General features: G+C 44.7%; 12 protein-coding genes and 1 pseudogene. 6 read left to right on the top strand and 7 right to left on the bottom strand.

Features of this window, described 5'->3' with window-relative positions; translation table 11 throughout:
- Positions 1-67 precede the first annotated feature (67 nt).
- The 3 genes from JCM15907_RS10415 to mscL all read left to right on the top strand — a co-directional run bounded on the left by JCM15907_RS10415 (position 68) and on the right by mscL (position 3,359).
- Positions 68-1,228 (top strand): DUF4270 family protein, encoded by a 1,161-nt coding sequence (locus JCM15907_RS10415; protein ID WP_051522345.1) that lies wholly within the window; start codon positions 68-70, stop codon positions 1,226-1,228.
- A gap of 317 nt (positions 1,229-1,545) precedes the next feature.
- Entirely contained in the window at positions 1,546-2,802 is a 1,257-nt protein-coding gene (locus tag JCM15907_RS10410; RefSeq protein ID WP_036885394.1) for a nucleoside permease, read from the top strand.
- A 122-nt stretch (positions 2,803-2,924) separates the two neighbouring features.
- On the top strand, positions 2,925-3,359 hold the full coding sequence (gene mscL, locus JCM15907_RS03025) for a large-conductance mechanosensitive channel protein MscL (RefSeq protein WP_025842669.1): 435 nt from the start codon (positions 2,925-2,927) through the stop codon (positions 3,357-3,359).
- A gap of 113 nt (positions 3,360-3,472) precedes the next feature.
- Here the strand turns inward: mscL and JCM15907_RS03020 are convergent, their stop codons facing one another.
- Together JCM15907_RS03020 and ruvC are read right to left on the bottom strand one after the other, a co-directional pair.
- On the bottom strand, positions 3,473-4,282 hold the full coding sequence (locus JCM15907_RS03020; protein WP_036885393.1) for a cation efflux transmembrane domain-containing protein: 810 nt from the start codon (positions 4,280-4,282) through the stop codon (positions 3,473-3,475).
- 83 nt (positions 4,283-4,365) lie between these two features.
- Complete coding sequence (gene ruvC, locus JCM15907_RS03015) at positions 4,366-4,944, bottom strand: crossover junction endodeoxyribonuclease RuvC (RefSeq protein WP_025842667.1); 579 nt, start codon at positions 4,942-4,944, stop codon at positions 4,366-4,368.
- A 290-nt stretch (positions 4,945-5,234) separates the two neighbouring features.
- On the opposite strand from ruvC, the gene JCM15907_RS03010 reads away from it, so the two are divergent.
- The 3 genes from JCM15907_RS03010 to JCM15907_RS03000 all read left to right on the top strand — a co-directional run bounded on the left by JCM15907_RS03010 (position 5,235) and on the right by JCM15907_RS03000 (position 9,339).
- Positions 5,235-7,343 carry a TonB-dependent receptor plug domain-containing protein gene (locus JCM15907_RS03010; RefSeq protein ID WP_025842666.1) on the top strand — a complete coding sequence of 703 codons (2,109 nt, stop codon included), beginning with the start codon at positions 5,235-5,237 and terminating at the stop codon, positions 7,341-7,343.
- 64 nt (positions 7,344-7,407) lie between these two features.
- Positions 7,408-7,980 (top strand): hypothetical protein, encoded by a 573-nt coding sequence (locus JCM15907_RS03005; RefSeq protein WP_025842665.1) that lies wholly within the window; start codon positions 7,408-7,410, stop codon positions 7,978-7,980.
- A gap of 192 nt (positions 7,981-8,172) precedes the next feature.
- A complete protein-coding gene (locus JCM15907_RS03000; protein WP_036885390.1) occupies positions 8,173-9,339 on the top strand; it encodes a YncE family protein in 1,167 nt (388 codons plus the stop codon).
- A 421-nt stretch (positions 9,340-9,760) separates the two neighbouring features.
- On the opposite strand, the gene JCM15907_RS02990 is transcribed toward JCM15907_RS03000, so the two are convergent.
- The 5 genes and pseudogenes from JCM15907_RS02990 to guaA all read right to left on the bottom strand — a co-directional run bounded on the left by JCM15907_RS02990 (position 9,761) and on the right by guaA (position 18,153).
- Positions 9,761-12,406, bottom strand: coding sequence for a DUF5686 family protein (locus JCM15907_RS02990; RefSeq protein ID WP_025842663.1), 2,646 nt, complete (start codon positions 12,404-12,406; stop codon positions 9,761-9,763).
- Between the two features lie 32 nt (positions 12,407-12,438).
- Positions 12,439-13,965, bottom strand: a complete 1,527-nt coding sequence (gene rpoN / locus JCM15907_RS02985; RefSeq protein WP_025842662.1) for an RNA polymerase factor sigma-54 — start codon at positions 13,963-13,965, stop codon at positions 12,439-12,441.
- A complete protein-coding gene (locus JCM15907_RS02980) occupies positions 13,959-15,281 on the bottom strand; it encodes a UDP-N-acetylmuramoyl-tripeptide--D-alanyl-D-alanine ligase (RefSeq protein WP_051522343.1) in 1,323 nt (440 codons plus the stop codon). Before JCM15907_RS02980 ends, rpoN begins: the two co-directional genes overlap by 7 nt.
- 177 nt (positions 15,282-15,458) lie before the next feature.
- On the bottom strand, positions 15,459-16,280 hold the full coding sequence (gene panB / locus JCM15907_RS02975; RefSeq protein WP_025842660.1) for a 3-methyl-2-oxobutanoate hydroxymethyltransferase: 822 nt from the start codon (positions 16,278-16,280) through the stop codon (positions 15,459-15,461).
- 354 nt (positions 16,281-16,634) lie between these two features.
- Positions 16,635-18,153: pseudogene (gene guaA / locus JCM15907_RS10405) on the bottom strand (glutamine-hydrolyzing GMP synthase).
- Positions 18,154-18,231: the final 78 nt, after the last annotated feature.

The following is an 18,231-nucleotide window of genomic DNA, read 5'->3' as shown; positions in this document are numbered from 1 at the left end:
GCTCTATTGCTACTATTGCAGACAGAGAGCATAAGCCTTGCTCCACTTTCAATCCAGAAATAAAAAGATGAAAACAAACCTATTCAAGCCAGCCTTAGCACTCTTTGCTATCTGGATTTCACTCCTCTTTACAGCTTGCAACGACAAGCTCTCGGATTTAGGTTTAACACTTCCTTCGGATCAGCACGTACAGACGCTCTCCGACACCCTATTACTCGAAGCCCAAACGATACCTATAGACTCGATTTATAGTCGCTCAACCTATACTTTATTAGGGCAATTAAGCGATCCTTTCTTCGGCAATTTCCGCTCTTCTTATATTACTCGTCTACAACATGCTCCAGGCTTTAAGCTCAAGCATACCCCTATTAATGGGAAAATAGACTCGGTGGCGGTGGAGGTTAGCTACTCTTCTTGGGTAGGAGACTCTACTACATGGGCTAAAGTAGCGGTATATGAAGTAAAGCAACCACTTCCTGAAAGCCGTTATTCAAGAGACCTAACTCCCTACATTAAAGGAGCAGAACTGCTCGGCACACATACTTATCAGGCAGGTAACGCCAAAGGAGAGCATACTCTAAAGATACCTGTAAAGACCGAGCTTGGCGAACGTATTCATAATGCATCTATAAACGCTCCTCTCAGTTTCGATACGCAAAAGAACTTCGAGGAGCAACTCCTTAGAGGACTTTACATCCAATCCACTACGGGTTCGGGTTGTATGCTCAGCATCTATAACACAACCCTTGTACTCTACTACACCTACCGTTATGAAGGTAAGAATAAAGCAGGACGAGACACCGTAATGAACGTGGTGGCAACATCTCGCTTTACAAATACTAATCAACTCTATATGTTGCAACAGTTTGAAGATAGTAATATCGACAACCTCTTGGCTCCGAGTAGCGAATATGCCTATGTAAAATCGCCACAAGGAGTAGCCATGCAACTCACGCTCTCACAAAAAGATATGGAAAAGGCTTTTGGGAAAGCCTTAGGAGATGCCAGCAGAACACGCCTTATTAACGATGCTCAACTCAAATTGCCTGTAAACGTGCCTTCAGAGACCCAGACTATACTGAATCCACCCGCCTATACGCTGCTCATTCCTAAGGACTCTATTGTCTCCTTCTTCCAGAATGGATATACGGAATTAACCCACCCCGATGTCTTTTTTCTTTCTACCCAATACAATATCAATCAAAGGCTTATGTCTTTAACAATATAAGTCGCCTAATAACGAAACATATTGACCAGCATAGCACTCAAGACCCTCAAACGGGTTCCATCACACTAAAAAAACCATTAGAGATGGTGATACTCCCCGTTCGTAGGGAGACTTTGAGTGGTTCTAAACTTACTGCCAATATTATGAACTATGTGTTCCCCTCAGGCGCCCGCATTCAGTTGGAGTCTGGAGGCATAAGAATAGGAGTAATAAGCTCCTCACATAAGAAACACAAGAAATAGCTTTAACCCTCTTTGGAGGAGTGAGGAAATCGTCTCAAAAGAGAAAAAAGCATCGTTTTTTATCCCAATACAATAATGATAACAGCAAAGGATACCAAGATTAGGCTCACGGTAATGAACTTCTTACAGTTTTTTATGTGGGGCGCATGGCTTATATCTATGGGGCGTTACTTTGGTAACGTAATGCATTTTGACGGAGCTCAAATCGGCAATCTCTTTGCCACAGGAGGTATTGCCTCTATTATCATGCCTGCTTTGGTGGGTATCGTCGCCGACCGATGGGTCAATGCCGAGCGACTTTTGGGACTTTGTCATGCACTTTCGGCAGGGCTTCTCATCCTCTTAGGTCTATTGCCTGCGGGCACTCCCTACGGGACTGTTTTTCTGGTAGTACTTCTTCTGAACTGCTTCTATATGCCTACACTTTCGTTGAGTTATACGGTTTCGTATAGCGCCCTCAATCAAGTAGGCGAAGATGTAGTAAAGGCTTTCCCTCCTATTCGAGTATGGGGAACAGTTGGTTTCATCTTAGCGATGTGGTTGGTCAATCTTCTGGGCTTTATGGATAGCCCCAACCAATTCTTCTTAGGGGCAGGAGTAGCACTTTGTTTAGCATTTTATAGCATAACGCTACCCAAGGTTCCTCACGGACTCGGTAAGGGAGAAAAAAAGGGTTTACTCTCCTCCTTCGGGTTGGATGCTTTGGTGCTTTTGAAAGATACGAGGATGGCGATCTTCTTTCTCTTCTCTATCCTCTTAGGGGCTGCCCTTCAGATTACCAATGCTTATGGTAATCTATTCTTAGATAGCTTTGGTACGCAAGAACTCTTCAAAGAAAGTTTTGCGGTACGTTATCCCAACATTCTGCTTTCGCTATCACAAATTTCCGAGACCCTCTTTATTCTTGCTATCCCTTTCTTTCTCAAACGCTTTGGCATCAAGAACGTAATGCTGATGAGCTTCTTCGCATGGTTCTTACGCTTCGGGCTTTTTAGCATTGGAGATCCAGGCTTCCCTGGCATCATCGCCCTACTTCTCTCTATGGTAGTGTATGGTATGGCGTTTGACTTCTTCAATATATCGGGTTCTATGTTTGTAGAGTCAGAAACACCTGCCTCTATGCGAGCCAGCGTGCAGGGTCTATTTATCTTGGCAACCAATGGATTGGGTGCCGTGATAGGCTCTTCGTTGAGCGGTCAAGTGGTACAGGCCTTCACTACAGATAATAGTGTGCAATGGAGTACTGTCTGGGCTATTTTTGCAGGATATGCACTGATAACGGGTATCCTCTTCTTACTACTTTTCCGCTATAAGCCTCAACCCTCTCACTGATCAATCAAGATTAAAATAGATTTTCCCCTGACGAGTATAATGTTTTTTATCTTAACACAGAAGAAAAACGATTATATTTCATATCTTTGCTTGCGGTAGTTATAAAAGTTTATAAAGCAATTATGGGAAAGTTTATTCAAGATTTCAAAGAGTTTGCCGTTAGAGGCAACGTGATAGATATGGCTGTCGGTCTAATTATAGGGGCAGCCTTTGGCAAGATTGTCTCTTCGTTAGTAGAAGATGTTATTATGCCTCCCATCGCTTTGCTCACGGGAGCGGGCAATGTCGAAGAGATCAAGTGGGTGCTTCGCGATGCTATTATCGAGGGTGGAGAGGTTGTTCAACCCGAAGTAGTTATGAACATTGGAGGCTTTTTACAAACTGTTATTGACTTCATTATCATAGCCTTTGTTATCTTCCTTATGATTAAAGGCATTATGAAGCTAAAACGTCAGAAAGTAGAAGAACCAGCTCCAGAAGCACCAGCTCCTCCTTCTGAAGAAGTTAAACTATTGAGCGACATCAAGGAACTTCTGAAAAAGCAAACCAACTCTTAAGAGCAATCGTTTCTTACAGCAACACAAGCTACTCTCTCCCCAGTGAGAGGGTAGCTTTTTTTAGTAATGAGAGGTTGGGAAAGAGACGCAAAATGCTTCACAGATGAGCAGGCTTAGCGAGCCAAACGCAAGATACGTATCGCTCCTCTGAGTACTAATAAGAAAACAATGCTCCCGACAATCAAATCGGGATAACGAGAATTGGTAAATGCTACCACAATAGCCGAAACAATCACCCCTATATTGACCAACACATCGTTGGAGGTGAAAATACGTGAAGCCTCTATATGCGCCTCACGACTTTGTGCTCGGTTTAGTATCCAAAGAGAGGCGGTGTTACCTGACAAAGCTATAAGAGAGGCAATAATCATTGCCCAAAAATCGGGCGTTAGGTCGGGAGTAACAAAACGCTGAACGACCTCAACAATTCCCCACCCTGCAAGTAAGAACTGCAAAAGCCCCGCCATAACAGCAACCTGCTTCTTACTTCGCCCAGCACGCCCTATAGCCCATAACGCTAAACCATACACCAAAGCATCTGCCAACATATCGAGGCTATCTGCCATCAATCCCATTGAACGAGCCCAAATACCCCATGCCCCCTCTACTACAAAGCAAAAAAAGTTGATGCTAAGCACCCACCACAAGAGGGTCTTCTCTCTCCGCTCAACAGCATTTTCGGGCTGCTTTGCCGGTAAAACACCGTCAAAAGGTATAGAAAGCTCTAAACGACTACCCAAATTAAGCGAAGCCAAAGTATCCTCAATAGGTTTTACTGCCTCTCGGTGGATTATCTCCAAGCGACGTTGAGACAGATCGAATGAGAGTTGCTCTATCGTACTATCTCCATCGAGCTTCATTCTAATCATTCGCTCTTCGCAGGGGCAATCCATCTTAGGTATTAAGAAAGTACTCTTTAGCATTGTATGTATCAACTATGGAATAATAGGAGAATTATATTGCCTTGCAAGGGAATTGAAGGAAAGGGCAAGCAACCAACATACGACTATCTCAGTCCCTTTACCTTGTGAGGATTAGCTCGAGCAAAGTCTGCCCAGTTGCGCACCACGTTTGTAGTGGCTGCCAATGGATTACTCGTTTGATAAAAGTGACAGAGAGCTACAGCTAAGCCGTCCGTTGCATCAAGCAGATAAGGCATATCCTCTTTGGAAATACGCAAAATCTTCTGCAACATCTCTGCCACCTGCTCCTTAGAGGCATTTCCGTTACCCGTGATAGACTGCTTAATCCGCATAGGAGCATATTCGGTTATAGGAAGTCCTCGTTGCAAACCCGCAATCATCGCAGCTCCTTGCGCTCGCCCCAACTTGAGCATGGTCTGTACATTCTTGCCATAAAAAGGGGCTTCGAGAGCCATTTCATCAGGAAGAAACTCCTCAATGAGCCCTGTTATGCGCTCAAAGATACGATTCAAACGGAGGTAATGATCTTGGTACTTTTTGAGTTCGATAGCCCCCATAGCAATTAGAGAGGGCTTTCTCTGCTCTATACGCAGCAGACCATAGCCCATCACAGTGGTACCGGGGTCAATGCCTAATATAATCCGCTCTTTACTATACTCCATTGTCCATTCCTCTTTTCAGCACCACAAAAGTACTTCTTTTGGGAGAAAAACAGGAAAGTTTGCACGGAAGGTTGTAGAGGTTACCATTAATGGTTTCGAGAGTTTACACGGTGGGTTAAGGACAATAGGTATATACCTTTCGATGGGGGGGTAATATAAGAGCTAAGAGATCCCCCAAAGAGTAGAATAAGGTAAGGTAGTAAGGTCGAAGATAAAAGCAGTAATTTTACATCGTCACGCTCCGATCCTACTTTGCTCCACAAACCACCATAGACTGCCGATTGAATTTGATGAAACGAACGCTAACCTATCTTCTCCCCCTCTTCCTCTTGGAGAGCCTTTGCTCCTTCTCTATGTGGGGTATTACTCTATTTTCCAGCGAACAAGAAGCCAAGAATAGCCTACTCTCTCCCCCTCGCTACCAGTGGGATGTCTCTTGTATAGACAGTCTAACATCCTCTCCTCAAGATTCTCTCAAAGAGAAAACCCTTAGAGAGGTGCTCATACAGCATAATATCTCTTCGAAGACACCTACACTTCCACCTCAAAAATTGGAGGGCAAAGAACTCAAAGCCCTTTCCCTCTTCAGTATAGCCGATGCACTACGTCTCTTTAACGGCATACAAATCAAAGACTATGGTGGTATTGGCGGGCTCAAAACTATTAATTTTCGAAGCATGGGTAGTACTCACATGGGTGTCTTTTACGATGGGGTTGAGGTAGGGAACGTGCAGCATGGTATGGTAAATCTGGGCGAATTTTCGCTCGAACCGATAGAGCGTATCGAGGTCTATGTGGGGCAAAAAAGCCAAGAGCTACAACCTGCTCGAGATTTTGCTTCTTCGGGTAGTCTCTATCTCTACACTCGTCGTCCACAATACACGGCACATCGCCCCACGTCGCTACGAGCCACAATACGGGGAGGCTCTTTCGGACTATTCAATAGTTCCCTACTTTGGGAGCAACACCTCGCCTCGAACCTCTCCACTTCGTTCAATGGGGAGTGGTTACAAGCTACTGGCAATTATCCCTTTCGCTACCGACGTACTGCTCCTGACGGCACACTCGCCTACGATACCACAGCAGTACGTGCCAATGGAGACATCAAAGCGCTACGAGCCGAGAGTAACCTTTTTGGACAATGGAGGCACGGAGATATGCATATCAAAGGTTACTTCTACCGCAACGAACAGGGCGTACCGGGAGCCATAGTGAGCAATGTATGGCGCCGAGGAGAGCGAATGTGGGTACAAAACAGCTTTATACAAGGCATTGGGAACTACCGAATAGGAAACTATAAAGGGCTATTCACAGCAAAGTATGCCGATTATCGTTTGCGCTACGTAAACCACGACTGGCGAACTAAAGCTATTGATGAACGTTACCTTCAGCGTGAGTGGTATCTCTCCTATGCCCAGAGTTACCAAATTCTCCCCTCGTGGAGTCTCTCCTTGGCGTACGACTTTATGCACCACTCTTTGGAGCGGTATCGGAAAGATGTACCTAATCCTCGTCGTTCCACACACTTACTTGCCCTTTCGAGTCAATACAACACCTCCGACTGGAGGATACAAGCCAGCCTACTCAGTACCTATATAGCCGACCAAACGGGACTACCCAATCCTCCTCGCTATCACACCCTAACACCATCCGTTATCGCTTCATATCAACACCCACGACTACCCCATCTGCGCTGGGGAGCGCTCTACAAGCGTTCGTTTCGGATGCCTTCCTTCAACGACCTCTACTACATCGACATCGGAGAGATACATCTTGAGCCTGAAGATACAGAACAATTTAATCTTAGCCTTGATGGCATAGCTCGCTGGAAAGGGTGGTATCAAGAATTGAATTTCCGACTTGAGGCATACTACAACAGAGTGCAAAACAAAATTATAGCCTACCCCAAAGGGCAACAGTTCCGTTGGACCATGATTAACTTAGGCAGGGTAAGCATACAGGGAGTAGATGCCCAACTCTCTTGTCTTATAAAGCCTCTTAGAGAGGTTGAATGGCGTAGTACGCTGCGCTATACTTATCAGTCTGCCAGAGACCTAACCGATCCTGAAACACGTTACTATACTCATCAAATACCCTATGCCCCTCGACACACAGCCTCATGGACACATCGGATACACTGGTATAGATGGCAAGTAGGATACAGCATACTCTACACGGGAGCTCGCTACAATCAGCGCGAAAACTTTCCACAACATTATATGCGCCCTTGGCAGACTCATGACCTTAGCGTGAGTTACACCCTTCCTATTTGGCGCAGACAAGACCTACAAATACAGGCTGAGTGCAACAATATTTGGGCAGAAGATTACGAAGTAGTAAACAACTATCCGATGCCGTTAAGAAGCTATAAGCTCTCCCTAATTGCACATATTTTATGAGAACCATTACAAGAATTCTAAAAAGTCTATTCATAACACACCAAGAAATAACAAACGTACAAATATGAAGAAAACACTCCTCCTCTTCTTCCTTCTATACTCTACTTTCTCATTGAAGGCACAGTATCGTAGCAATGTCGGACTCAAATTTATGGGACTAAGCATCCATCCCTTGGGAGGCAATGGCAACGAGGTTATCATGCCCAATAAGTTAGACCCCCAAGCGCATTTTGTAGTCAATCTTGGAGCTATACTCTCCTACGAACACTTTCTTTATAAAGATATTGTCTCGGTCAAAGCCTTGCAAGGACTCTATGCAGACTGCGCCGTACAATTAGCAGGCTTTTCAAGTATAGGTATCCGCGCTCGCATCTTTCGTCTTGGTAGGCACAGCCTCTATGGAGGATTAGGCCCTACGATTATCTTTCGTCGCAACTGGTTTCGACTCGAAGGCTATCAAGATAGTCACTATTTCAAAGGCGACAAGGACGACTATTGGCAGTATCGCTTTCTGTGGTATGGAGGAGAGTTTGAGTATAAAGTCGTCTTGAGAGATCAGATAGATTTTTCTATTTCGTTCGTACCTGGCTATCCAGATCTCATGAGCCTCTCTATGGGCATCTCCTACAATTTCTAACATCGGCTCTGCATTTCAGGAGTGTTATGAGATAGAAAGCAAGTCTCATTATAGTATTACCTTTGCGCAGGATAGGCAGTTGTATGAGCAACAGAATGGCGGTAGTCTGCAAAGAGTCTGCACTCATCTCTCTATCTCAACGAACAATTTTATTTAGAGACTATTACAAACAATACACTAATCTATTTCCTTATGAATTACAAAATCAGAATTCTCGCCCTACTACTTTTAATAAGTGTAGGTGTGGTCTCTTGTCGCAAAGAACCTACCAAGCCTCAAGAAGAAACCAAAGAAGGTATCGAAGTTGCAACTTTGAAGCGTGTCGATGACACCTTCCAAGGCTTTTACCTTCTCAACGAAGGAGCTTTCCAAAGCAATAAAAGTAGCTTAGACTATGCCAATTTCCTCACAGGACGCTACATCCATAACGTTTTCGGTTTGCGCAACCCCAACAAGGTGAAGGAGTTAGGCGATACAGGTAACGATCTCAAAATATATGGTTCTAAACTCTACATCGTTGTAAATGGCTCACATAAAGTAGAGATATTAGATGCCTATACGGCTCGTCATATTGCACAAATCGATATTCCCAGCGGACGTTACATCAACTTCCATAAACAATACGCTTATGTATCTTCATATGCCAATCCTCAAGGAAGTGATGCCAATGCACCGGGCGTTGTATATCGTATAGATACTGCTTCGCTACAAACGCGTGGAATAGTTGAGGTAGGTTATCAACCCGAAGAAATGGAGGTTATAAATGATTTTCTGTATGTCGTCAATTCAGGAGGATATAGAGCACCTAATTATGATAAAACTATCTCTGTAATAGACCTCAATAGCTTCGTAAAGCAAAAGGACTTTACTGTAGCTCTTAATATGCACCGTATGCGCAAAGATGCACACAACGCTCTGTGGATAAGCTCTCGGGGCAACTATAAAGATGTGCCCAGCAATCTGCACTGCGTGCGTTACGATGCTGTGAGCCAAGCCTCTCCGCATGTCGAAGACCTCAACATCCCTGTAAACAATATGGCTATTGACAAGGACTATCTGTACTTTACCAGTTCGCTTTTCGACAACACGACTAAAAAGCAAGAAAATAGGTTTGGGATAGTAAAAATCTCTACACGCAAACTATTCAAGGAAAACTTTATCTCCGATGGTACTGAACAGAAAATTAAATCTCCTTATGGATTGGCAATACACCCCACCACGGGTGAAATCTTCATAATGGATGCTGGAGACTTTACCTCAAGCGGAACGCTCTTTATCTACACCAAAGAGGGAGTACTAAAAGCCCAAATACCCACAGGAGATATTCCCAATGGTATCGTTTTCTTACCCAAGCGGTAAGAGGAGCCTCCTACTTGCTCTGTTTCAACCTTTGAAACTCTCTGAGTAAAGAGGTAAAACTCTCCGTGCAATTTCTTAAAAGGGTTAGTCATTTGGCAACAAATGATTAACCCTTTCTCTACAACCCACAATGCTACCGACCCAACAAGAGCGTTCAAAGGCTTCTACTCGTGTCCGATAAAAGGCTTCCAACCTTTAGAGATGGCAATACAACACGCTCCCATCTCCCCTACATTTAAGGAGAGAGCAACAAACATTTAATTTGAGACAACGTAACTAACTATAAGACAAGAGTTAGCAAAAAGAAAAGCCAACGCAAGATTTAAATCCTACGTTGGCAACATTTTAGGATGAGGGGTATTTACAAAGCCTCTGTGGGACAACAAAAACCCTTTGTAGAGATGGGAAAATGGGGGTGTACTTAGAATGACATCCCCATACCGACACGGATGCCCCACATAGGAGTATCGGGGAGCAAACTTGGAGTAAAGCGCCGAAAATAGTGTACCGCAAAGATGTTGAATATACCCTCTATACCTGCACTACCCTCCCAATAAAGATGGTTGTGCATAGGACTTACTGTCATAGGGTAAACATATTCGCCCTCTCGATGTCCTTTTCTCTCTTGAGAGACATCTCCCCAGTAACCATGAAGAGAGAATACTTCTCTCAAACCTAAGCGGTTAATCAAGGGTATTCGATTCAGTATAAGCCCTCGCATACGATAAAACAAATTGAACTCCAGATATTTATCTGCCACAAATTCCAAAGGTTGCATCAACTGAAACTTGTTGCGCGAAAGGACCCAACTGGCATTAATCCCCGGAGTATAGAAGTCGGCTTCGTCTACTTTTCCCAAAGAAATACCTCCTAATACTGAGGCATCTATATATCCAAAAAGCGAAAGATAAAAGCGGTTGTAAAAAGAGAGAGCCAATGTACCTTTATGCCCATTATTACCCAAAACCCCATCGGGGAAATAGGTAGCCCTTAGACCAATGGTCGGGTGAAAGCGTTTGAAATTCATCATCTGCTTAGGACGACGATTGTCAATGGGCTCTCTCCCTGGGGTAAAGTTTACAGAAGCTCCCACTGAAGCTCGTTGCAGAGAAGGTACTTCTATTCGCTCACCTTGAGCATTGATGCGATAGTAATGGAGGTCTCCTGTAGAAGTCCGTTGAAAAACATTCGTCCACAATCCAATCTCCCAAGTCTTATTAAGGTCGGCAAGAAAAGAGAGCGTAGCACTCTTTTCATAGTAACGTTGGCGGATATTCATCGTTCCCAAGAGCGTACCTAAGCCGTCCTTATAGAGAGCCTCTTCGGTATAGCCTGGTACAAAGAGATCATTCTGTACGGTGAGAGATATGTTGCGTCGGGGGAATTCATTCTCATGAGCATCTTTCTCTATCGGTGAGTAAATAAGGCGTGCGTAATACTTCCAACGCTCGTCTCCAAAGCCATAGCCCAAATAGCCCTGTCCAAAGAAATGGGGACTAAGACCTGCAGAGGTAATCCCTCCCAAACGTAGACGTACTCCCTCCAACGTATTCCACGCAATAACCGACTCCAAAGGTCCTAATTCAGCATAATAATCTTCTCGTTTCAACTTATTCAATGGTAAGCCCAAGAAACCCCTCGAAAGCAGCTGAGCCCCCTTGGCAAGCGTTAAGTATATGGGGTCTCTGTGCACATAGCGCATCATAGCAAGCGTACCCTCGCCAAGGGGGGGCAAAGGTTCGGGACGGGTTACAATACCAAATGTACTTCGTCGAGGCTTATCGATCTCTTTACGTACTTCTTTCGATAGAGCTTTACGAGGGTCTAAAGCTACACTATCAAGAGCTTCTGGACCTCTCTTATAGTGTGTGTAGATAAAGCTCTGGAAAAACTCTGCATTCTGTTTAAGCAGAGGTGTTGGAGACAAAAGTGTATGAAAATCTTGCCTTTGGGGCAACCAAATCGTGTCGGCTCCGAAGACTTGTGGAGCATATTCGGCTGTTATGTAGCACCCTTGTACCCAGTCTATATTCGCCTCTTTAGGAAGCTCAAGGTGCAACTTTGCCAAAGCATAAGAAGCTGTATCGACCCAAAGCGTACCCTTAAATCCGATACTACGTATACTAAAAGGCACTACACCAATCTGATAGGAGGGACGGTCATTGACCATAACCGTATCTAAAAGATAGTATTTGTAAAAAGAAGTGGAGAAAAGACTGCTCATCGGACCCGGGAAACTATTCAAGAAGAGTCCTAAATCGTTGTTATAGAAGTTCACTTCGGGCATTAGTTCCTCAAGGTTAAGCATAACCTGAGGTCCTTCTATCGCCTCCTCAATACCCTGATAACGACGCCCTATGATGAGTTCCTCTTGTTCCTTACCACCTATATTAGCCCGTACAGAATGGCGTTCTCGAATTGAGAAAGGGCGTACTTTTAGCCCCTCGAAGCCAGAACTATCACTCCATGCCTGCCATCTCTTGCTATCAATACCGAATAGAGAACTAAAGGGTTTATCTATAGAGTCGGTAAGTCCGATAATTTGACGACGATAGACCTGATAACTAAAATCTTTCTGCGACTCCACTCTATTCTTCTCCTTACGGGCAATAGCTCGCTCCATTATGGTTACGGCAGGATTACCCTTTTTGCGGTAGCGTTTCTTCTTGGGCGAAACGACCACTGTTTGCAACTCTGCGCCTCGAAGGTTAAACTGCCAGTAGTAACCTTTGGTAACCTTAGTCTGCTCTAAACGTACAGTACTTACTCGGTAGCCGACCATCGAAGCCGAGAGTGTCAAACGAGTATTCTTTGCATAGTAGGCAGGAATAGTTAGTTTGAAGTTGCCATCTACATCGGCAATAGCACCAATCTCTCTATGTTTGGTAAGGTAAATAGAGGCTCCAACAAGAGGTTCTCCCGATATGCTATCCAGCACACGTCCCTGCACCATAATCTGCGCCCAAGAGGGAGCGGTATATATGAGGAGGAAAAGTATCGAGACCCACCCTCTTTTTAGGGACGAAAAGCCTCCATGGAGGAGGTAATAATTCTTTAGACGTTTCATTTGGTTTGTGTTATGTTGGTGTTTTATGTTCTTTATAGCTCCTTACGAAGTCGGGCTATCGGTATGTTCAACTGCTCTCTGTACTTAGCCACGGTACGCCGAGCCACGGAGAGTCCTTGTTCTGCCAGCATCGACTCTATCTGTGCATCCGAGAGAGGTTTGCGTTTATCCTCCTGCTCTATAAACGACTCTATTAAGGCTTTGGTTTGACGGGTCGATACAGCATCGCCCTCCTCTCGCTCCGTACCCTCGCTAAAGAAGTATTTCAACGAATAGATTCCATAGTCGCTCTGCACATACTTACGTGAAGTAATTCGACTTACAGTACTTATATCATAGCCTGCACGCTCTGCAATATCTTTGAGTCCCATAGGACGTAAGAGAGCTACATCTCCGAGACGAAAAAAAGGCTCCTGCATCTCTACGATGATTTGCATCACTGACAAAAGAGTACTTCTACGACGAGCAATAGCTCCTATAAACCATGATGCCTCGTGGACTCTCTGACGAGCAAATTCTCTTGCAGCACGTTCTTCGGGTCGCTCCTCCTTGATCTTTTGAGCAGAGGGGCGTTCACTAAGCACCTTGTACTCTGGCGAAACACGAAGTGAGGGTATCCCCGGAGGGTCATTGAGCCAGATCAAAAGTCTATCATCTCTTAGGTGTACCGTGAAATCGGGGGTAATACGCGCCGCAGCAGCTTCGACGGCACTACCGAAACCATTGGCAGGCCGAGGCGTAAGCGAACGAATAAGGTGCTGTACAGAGGCAAACTCTTCTTCCGAGAGTGAGAGAGCTTGCATTATACTCTTATAACGTCTATTGGCAAGAGCATCGAAATGGTGCTCTACAATCTCGGTCGCCAAGGCAAGACGGTGTAGCTGTTCCTTCTCTTCTCTATGCTGTTCTTTAAGGCGAAGCAACTGTAAAGAGAGACACTCTTGTAAATCTCTTGCAGCCACCCCAGCTGGGTCTAATGACTGTATCTTACGGAGTACCTGCTCAATGACTGTATGTGAAACAGTAATGTTTTCGTTAAAAAGGAGGTCGTCCTCTACATCTCTAAAATTCAATCTAAAGTAGCCATCATCGGTAAGGTTACCCACGATGTATTCTGCCACAGTACGCTCTTCGGCTGTGAGGGGCAAGGTTATGAATTGCTCCCTTAGATAGTCTGCCAGTGTATTAGTATCTCCAGCAAAAGGGATCTCCTCTCTCTGCTCCTCTACCTCTTGTATTAAGCGTAGTTTATACTCAGGGATATCATCTTCCGAGGCATAATCTGCCGTGGAGAAATCCTCACTCGTTGCCGATGGGGTATAAAGTTCCTCACTATCCTCAAGGGAATCCTCTATCGGAGACTCTATTTCTGAATTCTCTTGTTCCAAAGCATTTGCCTCCATAGGCTGAGAGTCCACCTCCAATGCTGGATTGGTAGCCAACTCCTCTTGAATACGATCTGCCAACTCCACGGCAGGAATCTCCAACAGTAAGAACTGCTGTATCTGCTGTGTAGTGAGAGATTGTTTTTGCTTCTGAACTAAAGATTGATCTAACATAACTCCACTAAAGAACTAAAACGCATACTATTCGATGCTTTTAGGAGTATGAGTTGACCTCGGAATGGTTGCTGTTGGAGTTCTACTACCAACGCTTCTCGAGAAGGAAAGTAGTGTATGTGAGGGGGGTGCAGCTCTGTACGTAAAGAGTAAAACTCTGCCCCTACCAAATAAATAGTATTAATAGTCGTCAGGGCAGAGAGGTATTCTACCAATGCTCTATGCTCTTGCACGGCCTCTGCTCCCAACTCGTACATATCCCCCAAGACAATGGCTTTGGGTCGGGCTGAGGAGAGCTGCACAAAATTATCCACAGCAATACGCATGCTGGTGGGATTGGCATTGTAAGCATCTACAATAAGCTCATTGTCCAAAGGAGTAGAAGGGATAAATTGCGACCTATTATTGGAAGGAGTGTAAGACTCCAAAGCAACAACAATATCCTCTATGGGAACCTCAAAAAAGAGCCCCACAGCAACAGCAGAAAGAGCATTAGGGAGATTATAATCACCTACAAGATGCGTATACACATCGTATAGGGTTTCGTTATGAGAGAGCTGGAAAGCCAAGCAATAGTCTTCTGAGCGAGGTAACAAAGTGGCTTTTACTCCATCTGTAGCCTCAAGACCATAAGTTAGCGAAGGTAAACCCTCAGCCAACTTTACCAATATCTCATCATCGGTATGTAAAAATATCTGCCCCCCATGCGAGTGTATATAATCGTAAAGCTCTCCTTTGGCTTGAACAACTCCCTCATAAGAACCAAAGCCCTCCAAATGGGCTCTTCCGATATTAGTTATCAGGGCAAAATTAGGCTCCGCTATGTCCGCAAGATCTTGAATATCACCAATATGAGAGGCACCCATCTCGACAACGGCTATCTCGTGCTCTTTCTGTAAACGAAGTAACGTGAGAGGAACACCAATATGATTGTTCAAATTGCCCTCCGTAGCTTCCACCTTATAACGCTGACGGAGTACAGTCGCAATTAGCTCCTTGGAGGTTGTCTTTCCATTGGTTCCTGTAATGGCAAGCAAAGGTATCGCAAGTTGTCTACGGTGATATCGTGCCAGCTCAACAAGTGTCTGCCAAACATCTTCTACCAGAATACAACGGTCATCCTTCTGAGCTATCTCTGCATCGTCTACCACGGCATAACTGCATCCTTGTTGCAGAGCCTGTAGAGCGAACTGATTACCATCAAAACGCTCTCCTTTCAATGCAAAGAAAAGAGCCTTGGGCTGGAAACTACGACTATCTATAGTAACGCTCCCCGCTTCGAGAAATAAATTATATAATTGCTCTATAGTAATCATTGTATCAAGTATCTACTTTCAAAAAAATAAATGCTCTCTGAGCATCTGCCCCTCTCTATGAGGAACGCAAGACATACTCCTAAAGCACAAATATAAGGCAAAAGAGATTTTCCTCAAAACCGGGAGATTTTGAAAACCTCTTAGAAAGATAAAAAGCTATCCATCAAATGGATAGACTTAATACTGTTCATCCAAATTGGGAAAATCGTGTGCCTTTACATCGCTAATATATTGAGTAAATGCCCTACGCATTACCTCTCCCAACTCGGCATACAGACGCAAGAAACGGGGGCGGAAGCCCTCATTCAAGCCGACCATATCGTGTAAAACCAACACCTGACCATCAACAGCTCCCCCCGCTCCTATACCAATAACTGGAATGGTGAGTTCCTTTGCCACTCGCTCTGCCAGAGTGGCAGGTATCTTCTCTAACACAATGGCAAAACAGCCCAACTCTTCGAGCAAATGGGCATCGCGCACCAACTTATTAGCCTCCTCTTCCTCACGAGCACGTACATTGTAAGAGCCAAATTTATTGATAGATTGGGGGGTTAAACCTAAGTGTCCCATAACGGGAATACCTGCCGAAAGAATGCGTTCTACCGACTCTTGAATCTCACATCCTCCCTCTACCTTGATAGCATCGGCATGAGTTATCTTCATCACCTTTATGGCAGAGTCAAGTGCCAACATAGGGTTACCCTGATAAGACCCGAAGGGAAGATCAACAACGACTAAAGCTCTTTGTACTGCCTTAACGACCGATTTGCCATGATAAATCATCTGATCTAACGTAATAGGTAGCGTAGTGGTATTACCTGCCATCACGTTAGAGGCAGAGTCGCCCACCAAGATAACATCCATCCCTGCACTATCGACCAACTTTGCCATAGTGTAATCATAAGCAGTGAGCATAGCAATTTTCTCGCCACGTCCTTTCATTTCGAGCAGGCGGTGGGTGGTAACTTTCCGAGAGTCTTCGGGTTGGTAAGTAGACATAATAGTTCTTTTGCTTTTTGCAAGGTGCCTCCTCTTCAGCACCTATATAAGAGTTAAGGAAATGGGATAAAGCTCAAAGAGTAAACATCCAAAGAAACAGCTGCTTTACAAGCAAAACGCTTTTTATAAGGCTTGAAAAATGGCAATTAAAACTTGTGTTTCGTTGTACAACCAATAAACACCCGACTCTTCCGTCCCTCTCTCAATGCCCCGACTATCACTTTGCAAAGCTCTCAAAAGGCCTCTTACACAGCCTTTTTGAGAGCCTGTACAAATGTTTCCGTTGGACGACTTATGCTTTACCTATTTATATACGGATAAAAATATGTTTGATAGTTCGTTCAACTCCCCCTATCACTCCCATTCAATTGTACTGGGTGGTTTAGAGGAAATATCGTACACTACACGGTTCACACCACGTACCTTATTGATAATTTCGTTAGAGACTTTTGCCAAAAACTCATAAGGTAAACGTGTCCAGTCGGCACTCATAGCGTCTACACTATTTACTGCTCTGAGAGCAATGGTGTACTCATAGGTACGCTCATCTCCCATCACACCTACCGACTTGACGGGGAGAAGGATAGCTCCCGCCTGCCAGACCGAGTTATAGAGTCCTTGCTTGCGCATCTCGCTCATATAGATATGGTCTGCCTCCTGCAATATGCGCACCTTTTCGGGCGTAACAGCCCCCAAGATACGTATGCCTAAACCGGGACCGGGGAAGGGGTGACGCTCCAAAAGATGAGCCTGCATACCAAGCGCTTTCCCCACTCGGCGCACCTCATCTTTGAAAAGAGTACGGATAGGCTCTACCAACTTGAGCTTCATACGCTCTGGAAGACCGCCTACATTATGGTGGCTCTTAATAACCATGCCTGTTATATTGATAGACTCGATAATATCAGGGTAGATAGTGCCCTGACCAAGCCATTTGATGCCTTGCAACTTCGAAGCCTCTGCCTCAAACACATCAATAAAGCCTTTACCGATAATTTTGCGCTTCTGTTCGGGGTCTGCAACACCCTCAAGTGCTGTATAGAATTGCTCATGCGCATCTACCCCAATTACATTAAGCCCCAAGTGACGATAATCTTCGAGTACCTGCTCTGCCTCACCCTTACGGAGTAAACCATGGTCTACGAAGATACAAGTGAGATTATTACCAATAGCACGGTGAAGTAAAACTGCTACCACAGAGCTATCTACTCCTCCACTAAGTGCCAGTAGTACCTTATCGTTGCCCAACTGCTCACGAAGCTCTACTACCGAGCGTTCAATGAAAGCATCGGGCGACCAATTGCCTGCAATGCCAACAATATTGATAAAGTTCTCTAAGAGGCGTACCCCCTCTGCACTATGAAACGCTTCAGGATGAAACTGAACGCCCCACGTTAGCTCGCCCTCTATGCGGTAAGCTGCATGCGTTACCTGATCGGTAGAGGCTATTGTGGTAAAGCCTTGAGGTAATTCAGTAATGGTATCGCCGTGCGACATCCATACAGTGCTTCTCGGAGAGAGTCCTTTCAGAAGGGGGTCTTCTGGGGCCAATAGGTTAAGCTGAGAAGAACCATACTCTCTCGTTTCCGAAGGCTCTACCTTACCACCAGCTTGATATACCAAACTCTGTGCACCATAGCAAATACCCAAGAGAGGGAAGCGACCTCGTAGCTCGTTTAGAGTAATGCGAAAAGCCTTAGGGTCATAGACCGAGTAGGGACTACCCGAAAGAATTACCCCACGCACATCCTCGATATTTTCAGGTAATTTGTTGTAGCACAATCTCACAATAGGTATTGAGGTCACGAATACGACGGCCAATGAGTTGCGTAGTTTGTGAACCAAAATCAAGTATCAATATTTTTTCTTGCATACCACTCACTAATTTGGGGCAAAGGTACTAAAAAGAGGTCGTTGCTCACTCTCTCAAAGAAAGACTATCGCAGGTCTT

Origin of the sequence: Porphyromonas gingivicanis JCM 15907 (genome assembly GCF_000614585.1) — a bacterium.
Taxonomy (GTDB): Bacteria; Bacteroidota; Bacteroidia; order Bacteroidales; family Porphyromonadaceae; genus Porphyromonas; species Porphyromonas gingivicanis.
Note: the sequence above shows the minus strand (reverse complement) of the source record. Positions and strands in the feature narration are given on the sequence as shown.